A 13,258-nucleotide genomic window follows, 5' to 3' on the forward strand; every position below is an offset into this window, starting at 1 on the left:
GCCTTACCCAACCCTGCAATAACCGCTATAGCCATTCCGTCGCATCGCCGGAACATCCCCGTTCCGGCCGACCTCCGATGCAGAGCCATGCCGATCTCGGTCGGCACCATCTGCATCCGAAGGAGGACTCCATGCGTATCACCCTGCCACGCATCGGCCTCGGCGGCGCACCGCTGGGCAACATGTTCCACCCACTCAGCGAAGAAACCGCGGACGCCACCCTCAATGCCGCCTGGGACGCCGGTTTTCGCTATTACGACGTGTCGCCGCACTATGGCGCAGGGCTGGCCGAGCAGCGCTTCGGGCGCCTGCTCAGTGGCAAGCCGCGCGATGAATACGTGCTGAGCACCAAGGTCGGGCGACTGCTGCAGTCGGCCGGCCAGCCGGAAAACGCCAAGCCTTTCGTCGACGAGCTACCCAACAAGCGCGTCCCGGACTATTCGGCCGACGGCGCACGCCGTTCCATCGAGGACAGTCTGGAGCGCATGGGCGTCGATCACCTCGATGTGGTGTTCATTCACGACGTGTCCGAGGATCAATGGGGCCCGCAGTGGAAGGAGTACTTCCAGCAAGCGATGAACGGCGCGGCGAAGGCTCTGACGCAATTGCGCGATGAGGGTGTGATTCGCGGCTGGGGCCTGGGGGTCAATCTGGTCGAACCGTGCCGCATGGCGCTGGAGCAGAGCGATCCGAACGTGTTCCTGCTGGCCGGGCGCTATTCGCTGCTCGAACACGACGAGGCGCTGGACACGCTGTTCCCGACCTGCCAGGCACGCGACGTTGGCGTTGTCGTTGGCGGGCCGTTCAACTCCGGGGTGCTGGCCGGTGGCGATCACTATGAATACGACCAGATCCCACCACAGATCGCCCAGCGCAGGGAGCAGCTCAAGGCCGCTGCCGAGCGCTGCGGCGTCGATCTGCGCGCCGCAGCCCTGCACTTCTGCCTGGCCAACCCGGTGGTCGCCTCGGTCATCCCCGGTACGGCGAACCCCGAGCGGCCGAAGCAGTACATGGACTATTTCAATACTCAGGTTCCCCGCGAATTCTGGCAGACGCTCAAGCGTGAGGGACTGCTGCGCGAGGATGCACCAGTACCGACCTGATTCATTCGCCGCCGTTGGCCTCCCACCACACAGCCTTGCTCCGCACTATCGCAGAGCAAGCCTCCCCATTAGTGAGCAGCGCCGTGCTGGGCCTGCCATTCGTGGCGACCCAGGTGCTAGCTGCAACTCATTGAATCTTCAAGAGCTCGCTGCCAGCCACCGCATCTGGCACGCAACCTGCTGTATCTCCAGTGAACGGGATGAGTCGCCACCGGCACTCATGACGCTTGGCACAATCAGGAGCAACTTCAAGGAGAACTAGGGTTCCGGCTCACAGGGAGTGGGCGCTGGTCCGAGAGTTCTCCGGTCCCAGGGACGGGACTACACGGAGGGATAAAAGCCCGGGAGACGCGATGTCATCCCGTGCCTTGTCATTCCAATGTGTAGGGAAATCACGCCATGTCCACACTGCGCTCGCTGAACAAGACCCTCCTCGCCGCCGGCCTGGCCGTCGCGACATTGTTTTCACCGCTGGCCAGCCAGGCTGCCGAGAAGCTGAAGATCGGCACTGTGGTCTGGGCCGGTTACGGCCCCTTCTACGTCGCCGACAAGAAAGACCTGTTCAAGCCCCACGGTCTGGATGTAGACCTGCAGTTCTTCAACGACCCTGCGCTGATTCCCACCGCCATGCTTAGCCGCGCACTGGACGGCGGCATGCTCACCTACGACCAGGTGGTGGCCTCGGTCGCCAAGGGCCTCAAGCATCGCGTGGTGATGCCCATCGACTTCTCCAACGGCGGTGACGCCATCGTCGCCGATGCCTCGATTCAGTCCGTCACCGACTTCAGGGGCAAGAAGGTCGGCTTCAATCCGCTGTCGCCATCGGACTTCCTGCTGGCCTATGCGCTGCAGCAGAACGGCATGAGCGACAAGGACATCAACGCCGTCAACATGACCCCGGAAGGCATTCCCGGCGCCATGGCCTCGGGCAACCTGCCGATTGGTGTGACCTATGAGCCCAACGTCTCGCAGATCCTCTCCATGGGCGGTGGCGGCAAGTTCAAGGTGGTCTACTCGTCCAAGGACGCGCCAGGGCTGATCACCGACGTGCTGGTCTTCGATGAGGCGGTTATCGCCAAGAAGCCCGCTGCCATCAAGGCGATGATCCAGGGCTATCTGGACGGCCTGGCCTACATGCAGGCGCACCCCGAGGAGTCGGCTGAGATCATCGGCGAGGTGCTCGGTGTCAGCGCCGAAGAAGCCGTGGAGCAGATGGCCGGCGCCTACAACATCCCGCTGGCCGAGATGGGCAAAAGCTTCACCCCGGGCGAGGACACCCATTCGTTCCATGGCAGCGGCGCGATCATCGCCAAACTGCTCAAGGACAACGGGCAGATTCCGACCATCCCGGACTTCAGCAAGACCTACGACGCCCAGTTCACCGAAGCGCTCGCCCAGTAAGCCGATGCCCGGCGGGCAGTTGCCCGCCTGTGCTGGAGAAGACCATGAACGCAAAACCTCTGTACCGCTACGCCGATGGCCGCGTGCCCAACACGCTGGCGATCCTCTATACCGCTCTTGCCTACGGCGGCGGCCTGGCCCTGCTATTCGCCGCCAATGGTTGGCTGAACGCACTGGGCACGTTGCTGCTGGCCCACGGCATGATCATCGCCGCCTACCTGATCCACGAATTCGCCCACGGCGCGATTTTCAGCGTGCCCAGGCACAACGAATGGGCCGGCAACGTCTGCAGTTGGTTGTGCGGCAGCTGCTACGCCGAGTTCCAGGACCTGCGCAAGAAACACATGCGCCATCACGTCGACCGCGCCGACGTGATCACTTTTGACAGCAAGGCCTTTCTCAAGGCGCGCCCCGTGTGGTTCCAGAAACTGGTACTGGCGCTGGAATGGGCCTATGTGCCGGCGGTGGAGCTGATCATGCATTTCTACGTGATCGCCCTGCCCTTCATCACCGACAACGACAAGCACCGCGCCCGACGCGGCAAGGTCGCCGCTGTGCTGGCCGTTCGCACGCTGCTCTTTGCCGGGCTCGCGGCGCTCTCGCTGAAGGCCGTGCTGCTCTACGCCGTAGCCTGGATGATCATGCTCAGCGTGCTGCGCTTCGCCGATGCCTATCAGCACACCTACGAGGCCTTCGCCGTGCTGGAAGATGGCGGCAAGCTGCCGGACGACAAGCGCCGCGACCGCAGCTACGAGCAGCAGAACACCTACAGCAACGTAGTATCGGAACGCTGGCCGGCGCTGAACCTGCTGCTGCTCAATTTCTCCTTCCACAACGCCCACCACGAGAAGCCGGTGGCGCCCTGGTATCGCCTGCCCAAGCTGCACGCCGAGCTGTACGGCAGCACCTACAACCAGGTCATTCCGATGCGCAAGCTGCTCGGCAGCTTCCATCGCTACCGCGTACGCCGCGTGCTGGACGATGACTACGGCGTGGTCAGCGAAGGGCCGCACAAGGCCGACAACTTCTACGGCGCCGTGGGCGTCTCCTTCCTGACGGCGGTGTGACATGCACAAGGCACTGGATTACAGCGGCCGCTGCGTGGTCATCACTGGTGCGGCAGGCGGTATCGGCCGCGGCCTGGCGCAGAGCTTCGCCGCCGCCGGCGCCACCCTGGAACTGCTCGACCGTGACGCCGACGCCCTCGCCCGGCTTGCCGACGAACTCGCTGGCGACGCGCCGTTGCGTTGCACCGCACTGGACCTCGGCGACCGCCAGGCGGTGCAACGCTACGCCGATGACCTCGCCTGTCGCGGCCTCCATGCCGATGTGCTGGTGAACAACGCCGGCGTCGAATACGCCACGCCGCTGGATGAGTGCAGCTTCGAGGCCGATCAGTGCTGGTCGACCCTGCTGGAGAACAACGTCGGCTCCATGCAGCGCCTGACCCGTGCGTTGCTGCCACGCCTGCGCGCCGGCGCCAGCGTGATCAATCAGGCCTCGATCTGGGGCCTGAAAGGCGTGCCGGGCTTTTCCGCCTATGTCGCCAGCAAGCACGCGGTAGTCGGCCTGACCCGCTCGCTGGCCTGGGAACTCGGCCCGCGGCGCATCCGCGTCAATGCGGTGTGTCCCGGCTGGATCGCCACCGATGCGGCCATGCGCTCGCTGCAGGTGATGGCCGATGCCAACGGCCGCAGCGACAGCGCCGAACTGGCGACGATCCTCTCCAACCAGGCCATTCCGGAGCTGCTGACACCAGCCGATCTGGGCGGCACCTTCCTGTTTCTCGGCTCGCCACTGGCCGCCGCCCTGACCGGCCAGGCGCTGTCGGTCAGCCATGGCGAGGTGATGCACTGATGGGCAGCAAACGCTTCGCAGGCCAGACCGCCCTGATCACAGGCGCGGCGACCGGTATCGGCCGCGCCACCGCGCTTGCGCTCGCAGCCGAGGGCGCGCGGGTCTGGATCAACCATCGCGACCAGCATGATCTGGCGAACCAATTGGTCGAGCAGATCACCGCCAATGGCGGCGACGCCTGGGCCATCGAGGCGGATGTCAGCGATCCGGCCGCAGTCGCGGCGATGTTCGAGACCATCGAGGCGCAGGGCTCGCTGGATCTGCTGGTCAACAACGCCGGGGTAATCCTGGAAAAGCCCTTTCTCGAGACCAGCGAGGCGGACTGGGCAATGGTGCTGGGCGTCGACCTGGGGGGCGTCTACCGCTGCTGTCGCCATGCGCTGGCGCAAATGCAGCCGCGGCGCAGCGGCGCGATCGTCAATGTCGCCTCGGACCTCGGTTTTCTCGGCCGCGAGCAGTACGTTGCCTACTGCACGGCCAAGGCCGGGGTGATCGGCCTGACCCGCTCACTGGCCCGCGAATTCGCTGCAGACGGCATTCGCGTCAATGGCGTCGCACCCGGCCCCATCGCCACGGCGATGGTCAGCCCGGAGCACATGAGCGACGAGTGGATGGCCAAGGAGCTGGCGATTCCCATGGCGCGTCTGGGCACGCCGGAGGAAGTCGCGGCGGCCATCGTCTTCCTGCTTTCGCCGCAGGCGAGCTATTTCACCGGACAACTGCTCGGGCCCAACGGCGGCTCCTGGATGGGCGCATGAACAGCCTGATGCCGCAGGGCATGCTGATCGGCGGCGCCATCATGTGGGGGCTGGGCTGGCTGCCGCTGCAGTTCTTCGCCGCCCGTGGCCTGGCCGGCATGCCGCTGGTGCTGCTGACCTATTCGCTGCTCAGCCTGCTGGCGCTACCGGTGCTCTGGCAGCAGCGCCTCCAGTGGGCGAGCCAGTATCGCCAGGTACTCACCATGGGCCTGTGCGGTGGCTGGGCCACCGCGGCGCTGGTCACCGCCCTGGCCGAAGGCAACGTGGTGCGGGTGATGCTGCTGTTCTACCTGGCGCCGGTGTGGGCGATGGTCGGCGGCTGGCTGCTGCTCGGCGAACGCCTCAGCGGCACGCGGCTGTTCGCTCTGGGGCTGGCGATGCTGGGCATCGGCCTGACCCTCGGCATCACGGGCGAAGCCCTGGATGCGCCAGGCGCGAATGACTGGCTGGCGCTTTCCGCCGGCCTCGCCTTCAGCCTCAACAACCTCGCCACTCGCGCCGCTGACCAGGTGCCGCTGGCGAGCAAGGCGCTGGTCAGCTTCATCGGCAGTGCGCTGCTCGGCGGACTGTTCTGCCTGCTGTTTCGTCAGTCGATACCACCGCTGGATCTGACCCTGACCTGGCAGATCGCCCTGCTGGCCCTCGGCTGGCTGGTCAGCATGGCCGCTGTGCAGTACGGCCTCACTCATCTTGAAGCCGGCCGTGCTGCGGTGCTGGTGGTGTTCGAGCTGATCGCCGCGGTGCTGTCGTCGGCCTGGTTCGGCAGCCACGCTATCGGCCCGAACGAATGGCTCGGCGCCGCGCTGATCACCACCGCAGCGCTGATCGCCGGCTGGCCCGAACGTCCCCTTCCCATCGCGACAAGGAGCACCTGCGCATGAGCGTGCACATGGATCAACTGAGCTGGGTCGAGTACGAACGCCGCATCGGCGAAGGCGCCGTGGTCTTTTTGCCCTGCGGCGCCACCGAGCAGCATGGCCCGCACCTGCCGCTGGGCACCGACGCGCTAATGGCCAGCGCCATCAGCGCCGAAGTGGCGGCGCGGGTTGGCGGGCTGGTCGCACCGGCGCTCTCCTACGGCTACAAGTCGCAACCCAAATGCGGCGGCGGCCAGCACTTCTGCGGCACCACCAGCCTGGACGGCGCGACCCTGAGCGCCCTCGTGCGCGACGCCGTGCGGGAGTTCCACCGCCACGGCGTGCGCCGCCTGGTGCTGGTGCTCGGCCATTACGAGAATCAGTGGTTCGTCGCCGAGGGCATCCAGCTGGCGCTGCGCGACCTCGGGCCGGACGCCGGGCTGGAGGTGATGCGCCTGGAACACTGGGACTTCTGCCGTGAACAGACCCTGACCGATGTCTTCCCCGACGGCTTTCCCGGTTTCGCGCTGGAACATGCTGCGGTGATCGAGACCTCGCTGATGCTGCACTTCCATCCGCAGCTGGTGGCGCTGGAGAAGATTCCGGACGACGCCCCGGCCGACTTCCCGCCCTACGACATGTATCCCTCCCGTACCCAGTGGGTACCGCCTTCCGGCGTGCTGTCCTCGGCCAAGGGCTCCAGCGCAGAGAAAGGCCAGCGGCTGGCCGAAGACATCGTCGACGGCATCGCCGCCGCGGTGTGCAAGGAGTTTGCCCTGTGAGCCTGGCGACGAACCTGAACCCTGGGCGCACGGCGCTGCTGGTGATCGACATGCAGCGCGACTTCTGCGCGCTGGGCGGTTACGCCGATCAGGCCGGCATGGACGTCAGCCGCCTGCGTGCACCGATCCCGGCGATCCAGGCACTACTGGATCGCGCACGCAGCCTGGGCATGCTGGTCGTGCACACCCGCGAGGGGCATCGCCCGGATCTCTCCGACCTGCCCGAGCCCAAACGCCGCCGTGCCGAAGCGACCGGCGCCCCCATCGGCAGCCCCGGCCCCCTCGGCCGCCTGCTGGTGCGCGGCGAATTCGGCCATGACCTGATCGACGAACTGCAACCACGCGCCGGCGAGCCGGTGATCGACAAGCCCGGCTACAGCGCCTTTGCCTACACCGATCTGGAGCTGATCCTGCGCCGCCGCGGCATCGAGCAACTGATCCTGAGCGGCGTGACTACCGAGGTCTGCGTGTCCTCGACGCTGCGCCAGGCTATCGATCTTGGCTTCGACTGCGTGAGCATCAGCGATGCCTGCGCCTCGTCCGATCCACAGCTGCACGCCGCTGCACTGGCGATGATCGAAGTCGAAGGCGGCCTGTTCGGCAGCGTGACCGACAGCACCGAGCTGCTGCGGTGCCTGGAGCGTGCCGCATGACCGATGTGCTGAAGCTCTGGCCGCTGCTGACTGCCACGCATCGCTACGACAAATCGATCTCTACCCGTAATCGTGGCCAGGGCACGCTGATCGACGCGCCGATCCTCGCCTTCCTGATCGAAACCCGACAGGGTCGCGTGCTGTTCGACGTCGGCTGCGACTACGCCAAGCTCAGCGATCCGCTACTGCGCGCGCGCTGGTTCGATCCGGTGGAGTTTCCCATGGGCCCGCCCGAGATGACCGAGGAGCAGCGGCTACCCGTCCACCTCGCCCGGCATGGGCTCACACCCGCGGATATAGACCTGGTTTTCCTCAGCCATCTGCACTTCGATCACGCAGGCGGCCTGTGCGAGTTGTGCGGCTGCGACGTGCATGTACACGAAGCGGAACTCGCCGCCGCCCGCGTCCAGGCGGACGACGCCTACTTCGCCGATGACTTTGCCGGCGAGCATCACTGGAAGCTGCAGCGCGACGAGTACGAGCTGCTGCCCGGCCTACGCGCGATCAATACCCCTGGGCACACCGCCGGCCACATGTCGCTGCTTATCGAATTGCCGCACGGCAAGCCGGTGATTCTCGCCGGGGACGCTGCAGACCTGAGCGAGAACCTGGTCGACGAGGTCGCCCCCGGCCTCTGCTGGCAGGACCGCGAAGACCTGGCGCTGGCCAGCATTCGCAAGCTCAAGGCCACCGCTGCCGAAACCGACGCCGCAATCTGGCCGAATCACGACATGTCCTTCTGGCGCACCCTCAAACGCTTTCCGGAGTACCACGCATGAAGAGCGTTCCCGATGCCTATCTCGGCGTGTGGCGCCGGCGCCTGCTGGCCACCACCGCCGGCTTGCGTGACGAAACCAGCGAGGTCTACTGGCTGCAAACTGCCAGCCTGCACGCCGACCTGCGCCTGCCGCGGCCGCAAGCGCTGCCGCCAGCCGCCTCGCTGGAAACCTGCAGCCATGCCCAGCAGCTGGCGCTGAGCGAACAGGCCGGTTTCGCCGGTGTCACCGAGGTCAACGATGATATCTGCCAGTGGCATCGGCTGATCGACTTCCAGCCACCGGGCGGGCCGGCGGATATCGGCCTGATGCACTTCGAAACCCCGGAGCGGCTGCTGGAAGACGGGCTGGACGGCAGCTATCACGAGATCTGGCAGCGCCTGCCCGAATCACAGGGGCGCAACTGGGGAGTCTGGTTGAGCGCTGCTGAGCAGCCTTCGCGCCAGGCCTGCCTGCTGGTGGCCGGCGACTACTTCCTGTTCGCCGCCGATCGTCCGCTGCCGCTTTCAGCGGGCGACAAGCACCTGCGCGAGCAACTAGGCGCCGTCGACCCTGCGCTGCGGCCGCAGCTGCTGGCATTCGAACTCTCCTTCGGCCGCCATCGCAACGGCGCCACACCGTGGCAGATCAGCCATTCGACGCTGCCCGGCCGCGTCGGCGACGCGCTGCTGTCCAGCTACTGGAACTTCGCCGACCCCGCCAGTCTGCCCGCCGCGGACCTCGCCGCGCTCGGTCGTTATCCGGCGGCCGGTGGCTGGCAACGCGTCGAACTCGATGTGCCCACTGCTACACAGGAGGTTCCCGCATGACAGCGCAGATCAGCATCCCCTCCGCTGCTAGCGCCGCGCAGCAGACGCAACCGCCAGCGCCCGCGGCACCGGCCGAACAGGTGGTGCGCAAGAGCAGTTTCTGGCGAATTCGCGGCGAGATATCCCGACGCAGCGCCTGGCTGCTGACCGGCGCCGGGCTGAGCCTGCCCTTCGTCGTCTGGTGGCTGTGGACCGCCCTCGGTCTAGCCGACCCGATGTTCATGCCGAGCCCCGGCGCAGTGCTCGAGCGCATCGGCCGCTGGTGGACCAGCGAGGGGCTGCTGGGAGATATCGGTATCAGCGTCTGGCGGGTCATGGCGGGCTTCGGCGCCTCGGCGCTGATCGCCCTGCCGCTGGGGCTGTACATCGGCACCTACCGGCCGGTGCAGGCCTTTCTCGAACCGCTCACCGATTTCATCCGCTACATGCCGGCCGTGGCGTTCATTCCGTTGGTGATGCTCTGGGTCGGCATCGACGAGGGCTCGAAGGTTCTGATCATCTTCATCGGCACCTTTTTCCAGATGGTGCTGATGGTCGCCGAGGATGTGCGCCGTGTGCCCATGGCGCAGATCGAGGCGGCGCAAACCATGGGCGCCAATCGGGGCGAAATCGTCAAACTGGTGATCCTGCCGTCGGCCAAGCCGGCGCTGCTCGACACCCTGCGCATCACCTGTGGCTGGGCCTGGACCTATCTGGTGGTAGCCGAACTGGTCGCCGCCAACTCCGGCCTCGGCTACGCCATCCTCAAGGCACAGCGCTACATGCACACCGACAAGATCTTCGCCGGCATCCTGCTGATCGGCCTGATCGGCCTGCTCACCGACCAGGCCTTCCGCTGGTTGCACCGCCGCGCCTTCCCCTGGATGAGGAAATGACCATGTCCGATGCCAAGATTCGTGTCCGCCAGGTCGGCAAGACCTTTGCCAGCGAGCGCCGTGAGGTGCAGGCGCTGCAGTCGATCGACCTGGATATCCAGCCCAACGAATTCGTCACTTTCGTCGGTGCCTCGGGCTGCGGCAAGTCCACGCTGCTGCGCATCATCGCCGGGCTGGAAACGCTGAGCCGCGGCGAGATCCTGCTCGACGGCAGACCCATCGACGGCCCCGGCGTTGACCGCGCCATGGTCTTCCAGCATTACAGCCTCTACCCCTGGCTGACGGTGATGCAGAACATCAAGTTCTGCCGCCAGCTCAAGGTGATCGGCAACACCGTGCGCCACGACGGTGACGTGGAGTCCGCCGCCGGCCGCGCCGACGCCCTGCTCAACCTGATGGGCCTGACACGCTTCGCCGATGCCTATCCCAGCCAGCTCTCCGGCGGCATGCAGCAACGCGTCGCCATCGCTCGCGCCCTGCTGCCCAAACCGGCGACGCTGCTGATGGATGAGCCGTTCGGCGCGCTGGATGCGCAGACGCGTGAGGTCATGCACGACCTGATCCGTCACGTGCACCGGCTGGAAAAGAGCACCATTCTGTTCGTCACCCACGATGTCGAGGAAGCCATCTATCTCGGCAGCCGCATTGTGCTGATGGCGCCACGCCCCGGACGCATCGATTCCGTCTACGAGGTGCCGCTGCCAGCCCAGCGCCATCAGGACATGAAGCTCGCGCCGGAATTCACCGAACTCAAGCGCGAGATCCTTGCCCGCATCCGCGAAACCTCTGGCATGCAGACCGATCTCGAGCAGCTGGCCAAGCTCAGCGCCGTGGCCGGCTGAAGGCTAGCGCCCGAGTAGCTCGGCCATCGCTGCGAAGACCTGCTGCATGGCCGCCGCGCCGCGGCCGGGCCCACCGGCGCAATGACCCCAGTCTGACTCGAGCACGCGCAGTTCGGCACCGGGAATCAGCGCCGCCTCGTGGCGGGCATCCTCGACGGTGAAATACAGATCGCTGCTGCCGGGCATGAGGATGGACCGCGCGCGGACGCGACCCAGCGCTTCGGCCAGCGAGCCGGCAGCGAAACTGCGGGCCGGGTCGGCCGATTGCCAGGTATGCAGCACGCAGAGCAGGTCGTTGGCGTCCTGCTCCAGATGATCCTGCTCCCAGTAGTCGAGCAGCGCCTCCAGGCTCTCGAAACCCAGCTCGCGCCACAGCTCCTGACGGTAGAACGCCTGAGAGTAGGCCCAACCGGCATAGGCACGGCCGAAAGCCCGCAGGCCGCGTTCCGGCGGCACGCTGTAGCGACCACCCAGCCAAGCGGCGTCGGCGCAGAGCGCCGCCTTGACCCCCTCGAGAAACACCCGGTTGTGCGGCCAGCAGTGCGCCGTGCAGCAGAACGGCAGGATGGCGCGCACCCGCTCGGGATAGGCCATCGCCCAGAACAGCGTCTGCATGCCACCCATGGACCAGCCGGTCACCAAAGCGAGCTGCCAGTCTTCACCATACAGCCGGTCAAGTAGCGCCTTCTGCGCTCTTACGTTGTCCAGCAAGCTGACTCGCGGGAAGTCCGCTGCGCCCTGACCGGGTGCGGCGTTGCTCGGCGAAGTCGACCAGCCGGCACCGAACAGGTTGGTCAGCACCACGCAGTATTCGCCGCCCGCCAGCGGGCCATCCGCACCAAGCAGGGGCAGGCTGCCCCAATGTGTGCCGCCGTAGTAGCTCGGAATCAGCACCAGGTTGTCCCGTGCGCGGTTCGGCGTGCCCACCACCTGATAGCAGAGCCGTGCATTGCGCAGACGCTCGCCGTTTTCGAGGCGCATTTCGCCCAGCGCGAAAAATTTCTTTTCCCTTTTTATTTCAATCATCTGCGTGACTCCTGCAGTGGCGCAGAGGGCGCCAGGCGGCACCAGCGTCGGCCCGTTTCTATACACGCTGGCATGTATATTGGATGAAGGAATCGTGCCAGCGGCCCCGGCCGCCATTCATGACTCCAAGGAGCGCAAGCCGATGACCAGCTTTCCCCTCTCCTCCGTCGAGGAGCTGAAGCAGCAGTTGCAGGACAAGGGCGTGAAATACGCGATGGCCAGCTACGTCGACATTCACGGCGTGATCAAAGGCAAGTTCGTCCCCATCGCCCATCTCGGCCAGATGCTCCGCGGCTCCGAGCTCTACACCGGTGCGGCGCTGGACGGCGTCCCGCAGGAGATCAGCGACAACGAGGTGGCCGCCATGCCAGACCCGGCGACCGGTACCCAGTGCAGCTGGAACCGCGACCTGGCCTGGTTCGCGAGCGATCTGTACCTCGACGGCAAGCCGTTCGAAGCCTGCTCGCGCGGCATCCTCAAGCGCCAGACCGAAGCCGCCGCCGAGCTCGGCTACACCTTCAACCTCGGCATCGAGACCGAATTCTTCCTGTTCAAGGACACCCCGGACGGCGGCTTCGCGCCTATTTCCGAGCGCGATGACATGGCCAAGCCGTGCTACGACCCGCGTCTGCTGATGGACAACCTGCCCATCGTCGACGAACTGGTGCAGGCCATGAACGAGATGGGCTGGGGCGTCTACTCGTTCGACCACGAGGACGCCAACGGCCAATTCGAAACCGACTTCAAGTACACCGACGCCCTCGGCATGGCCGACCGCTTCGTGTTCTTCCGCATGATGGCCAACGAGATCGCCCGCAAGCACGGCGCCTTTGCCACCTTCATGCCCAAGCCCTCGGCCAACCGCACCGGCAGCGGCGCGCACTACAACATGTCGCTGGCCGACATCGAAACCGGCAAGAACCTGTTCGAAGTCGACGGTGAAGACACCTACGGCTGCGGCGTGACCCCGCTGGCCTACCACTTCATCGCCGGTGTGCTGAAGCATGCCAAGGCGATCTGCGCCGTCATCGCGCCGACGGTCAACAGCTACAAGCGGCTGATCCGCAAGGGCGCCATGTCCGGCTCGACCTGGGCGCCGGTGTTCTGCTGCTACGGCAACAACAACCGCACCAACATGCTGCGCATCCCGTCCCAGGGCGCGCGAGTCGAATGCCGCGCCGCCGACATCGGCTGCAACCCTTATCTCGGTGCCGCGATGATCCTCGCCGCCGGCCTCGAGGGCATCCGCGACGAGCTCGACCCCGGCCAGCCGCATCGCGAAAACATGTACCACTACAGCGAGCAGGAAGTGGTGCAAATGGGGATCGAAACCCTGCCGCGCACCCTCAGCGAAGCCATCGACGCCTTCGAGGCCGACCCGCTGTCGCGCCAGGTGTTCGGCGATGCCATGTACCAGGCCTTCGTCGACTTCAAGCGCGACGAATGGAATGCCTACCACACCCACGTTTCCGACTGGGAAATCCAGCGCTATCTGAAATTTTTCTGAACAGGGAGTCTC

At 65.8% G+C, this 13,258-nt stretch carries 14 protein-coding genes and 1 riboswitch; of the genes, 13 read left to right on the plus strand and 1 reads right to left on the minus strand.

Features of this window, described 5'->3' with window-relative positions:
• The first annotated feature begins 131 nt into the window (after positions 1 to 131).
• The 12 genes from PSEST_RS11465 to PSEST_RS11520 all read left to right on the plus strand — a co-directional run bounded on the left by PSEST_RS11465 (position 132) and on the right by PSEST_RS11520 (position 10,713).
• Positions 132 to 1,103 (plus strand): aldo/keto reductase, encoded by a 972-nt coding sequence (locus tag PSEST_RS11465; RefSeq protein WP_015277139.1) that lies wholly within the window; start codon positions 132 to 134, stop codon positions 1,101 to 1,103.
• 247 nt (positions 1,104 to 1,350) lie between these two features.
• Positions 1,351 to 1,453: riboswitch (guanidine-I (ykkC/yxkD leader) on the plus strand.
• A gap of 49 nt (positions 1,454 to 1,502) precedes the next feature.
• The gene (locus PSEST_RS11470) at positions 1,503 to 2,504 is read left to right on the plus strand and encodes an ABC transporter substrate-binding protein (protein ID WP_015277140.1); all 1,002 of its coding nucleotides are present in this window, start codon (positions 1,503 to 1,505) and stop codon (positions 2,502 to 2,504) included.
• A gap of 44 nt (positions 2,505 to 2,548) precedes the next feature.
• Positions 2,549 to 3,571, plus strand: a complete 1,023-nt coding sequence (locus tag PSEST_RS11475; RefSeq protein WP_015277141.1) for a fatty acid desaturase family protein — start codon at positions 2,549 to 2,551, stop codon at positions 3,569 to 3,571.
• Between the two features lies 1 nt (position 3,572).
• A complete protein-coding gene (locus PSEST_RS11480; RefSeq protein ID WP_015277142.1) occupies positions 3,573 to 4,361 on the plus strand; it encodes an SDR family NAD(P)-dependent oxidoreductase in 789 nt (262 codons plus the stop codon).
• Entirely contained in the window at positions 4,361 to 5,119 is a 759-nt protein-coding gene (locus tag PSEST_RS11485) for an SDR family NAD(P)-dependent oxidoreductase (protein WP_015277143.1), read from the plus strand. Before PSEST_RS11480 ends, PSEST_RS11485 begins: the two co-directional genes overlap by 1 nt.
• Entirely contained in the window at positions 5,116 to 6,000 is an 885-nt protein-coding gene (locus tag PSEST_RS11490) for a DMT family transporter (RefSeq protein ID WP_015277144.1), read from the plus strand. The genes PSEST_RS11485 and PSEST_RS11490 overlap by 4 nt, the downstream gene beginning before the upstream one ends.
• Positions 5,997 to 6,758 carry a creatininase gene (locus PSEST_RS11495; protein ID WP_015277145.1) on the plus strand — a complete coding sequence of 254 codons (762 nt, stop codon included), beginning with the start codon at positions 5,997 to 5,999 and terminating at the stop codon, positions 6,756 to 6,758. The genes PSEST_RS11490 and PSEST_RS11495 overlap by 4 nt, the downstream gene beginning before the upstream one ends.
• The gene (locus PSEST_RS11500) at positions 6,755 to 7,411 is read left to right on the plus strand and encodes a cysteine hydrolase family protein (RefSeq protein WP_015277146.1); all 657 of its coding nucleotides are present in this window, start codon (positions 6,755 to 6,757) and stop codon (positions 7,409 to 7,411) included. Before PSEST_RS11495 ends, PSEST_RS11500 begins: the two co-directional genes overlap by 4 nt.
• Positions 7,408 to 8,190 (plus strand): N-acyl homoserine lactonase family protein, encoded by a 783-nt coding sequence (locus tag PSEST_RS11505; RefSeq protein ID WP_015277147.1) that lies wholly within the window; start codon positions 7,408 to 7,410, stop codon positions 8,188 to 8,190. Before PSEST_RS11500 ends, PSEST_RS11505 begins: the two co-directional genes overlap by 4 nt.
• Complete coding sequence (locus PSEST_RS11510) at positions 8,187 to 8,996, plus strand: hypothetical protein (RefSeq protein WP_015277148.1); 810 nt, start codon at positions 8,187 to 8,189, stop codon at positions 8,994 to 8,996. The genes PSEST_RS11505 and PSEST_RS11510 overlap by 4 nt, the downstream gene beginning before the upstream one ends.
• Positions 8,993 to 9,871, plus strand: coding sequence for an ABC transporter permease (locus tag PSEST_RS11515; protein ID WP_015277149.1), 879 nt, complete (start codon positions 8,993 to 8,995; stop codon positions 9,869 to 9,871). Before PSEST_RS11510 ends, PSEST_RS11515 begins: the two co-directional genes overlap by 4 nt.
• Before the next feature lie 2 nt (positions 9,872 to 9,873).
• On the plus strand, positions 9,874 to 10,713 hold the full coding sequence (locus PSEST_RS11520; protein ID WP_015277150.1) for an ABC transporter ATP-binding protein: 840 nt from the start codon (positions 9,874 to 9,876) through the stop codon (positions 10,711 to 10,713).
• Between the two features lie 3 nt (positions 10,714 to 10,716).
• Here PSEST_RS11520 and PSEST_RS11525 read toward each other — a convergent pair whose 3' ends face one another.
• Positions 10,717 to 11,739 carry an alpha/beta fold hydrolase gene (locus tag PSEST_RS11525; protein ID WP_015277151.1) on the minus strand — a complete coding sequence of 341 codons (1,023 nt, stop codon included), beginning with the start codon at positions 11,737 to 11,739 and terminating at the stop codon, positions 10,717 to 10,719.
• Positions 11,740 to 11,881: 142 nt separating this feature from the next.
• On the opposite strand from PSEST_RS11525, the gene glnT reads away from it, so the two are divergent.
• Positions 11,882 to 13,246, plus strand: coding sequence for a type III glutamate--ammonia ligase (gene glnT / locus PSEST_RS11530; RefSeq protein WP_015277152.1), 1,365 nt, complete (start codon positions 11,882 to 11,884; stop codon positions 13,244 to 13,246).
• The last annotated feature ends 12 nt before the right edge of the window (positions 13,247 to 13,258 follow it).

It is taken from the genome of Stutzerimonas stutzeri RCH2 (genome assembly GCF_000327065.1).
Classification (GTDB): domain Bacteria; phylum Pseudomonadota; class Gammaproteobacteria; order Pseudomonadales; family Pseudomonadaceae; genus Stutzerimonas; species Stutzerimonas stutzeri_AE.

What these genes read in the sequence shown, in the direction of transcription:
- PSEST_RS11510 (WP_015277148.1), top strand. Translation starts at nt 8,187, where the DNA reads ATGAAGAGCGTTCCCGATGCCTATCTCGGCGTGTGGCGCCGGCGCCTG.
- glnT (WP_015277152.1), top strand. Translation starts at nt 11,882, where the DNA reads ATGACCAGCTTTCCCCTCTCCTCCGTCGAGGAGCTGAAGCAGCAGTTG.
- PSEST_RS11480 (WP_015277142.1), top strand. Translation starts at nt 3,573, where the DNA reads ATGCACAAGGCACTGGATTACAGCGGCCGCTGCGTGGTCATCACTGGT.
- PSEST_RS11470 (WP_015277140.1), top strand. Translation starts at nt 1,503, where the DNA reads ATGTCCACACTGCGCTCGCTGAACAAGACCCTCCTCGCCGCCGGCCTG.
- PSEST_RS11465 (WP_015277139.1), top strand. Translation starts at nt 132, where the DNA reads ATGCGTATCACCCTGCCACGCATCGGCCTCGGCGGCGCACCGCTGGGC.
- PSEST_RS11490 (WP_015277144.1), top strand. Translation starts at nt 5,116, where the DNA reads ATGAACAGCCTGATGCCGCAGGGCATGCTGATCGGCGGCGCCATCATG.
- PSEST_RS11485 (WP_015277143.1), top strand. Translation starts at nt 4,361, where the DNA reads ATGGGCAGCAAACGCTTCGCAGGCCAGACCGCCCTGATCACAGGCGCG.
- PSEST_RS11515 (WP_015277149.1), top strand. Translation starts at nt 8,993, where the DNA reads ATGACAGCGCAGATCAGCATCCCCTCCGCTGCTAGCGCCGCGCAGCAG.
- PSEST_RS11475 (WP_015277141.1), top strand. Translation starts at nt 2,549, where the DNA reads ATGAACGCAAAACCTCTGTACCGCTACGCCGATGGCCGCGTGCCCAAC.
- PSEST_RS11505 (WP_015277147.1), top strand. Translation starts at nt 7,408, where the DNA reads ATGACCGATGTGCTGAAGCTCTGGCCGCTGCTGACTGCCACGCATCGC.
- PSEST_RS11520 (WP_015277150.1), top strand. Translation starts at nt 9,874, where the DNA reads ATGTCCGATGCCAAGATTCGTGTCCGCCAGGTCGGCAAGACCTTTGCC.
- PSEST_RS11495 (WP_015277145.1), top strand. Translation starts at nt 5,997, where the DNA reads ATGAGCGTGCACATGGATCAACTGAGCTGGGTCGAGTACGAACGCCGC.
- PSEST_RS11525 (WP_015277151.1), bottom strand. Translation starts at nt 11,739, where the DNA reads ATGATTGAAATAAAAAGGGAAAAGAAATTTTTCGCGCTGGGCGAAATG.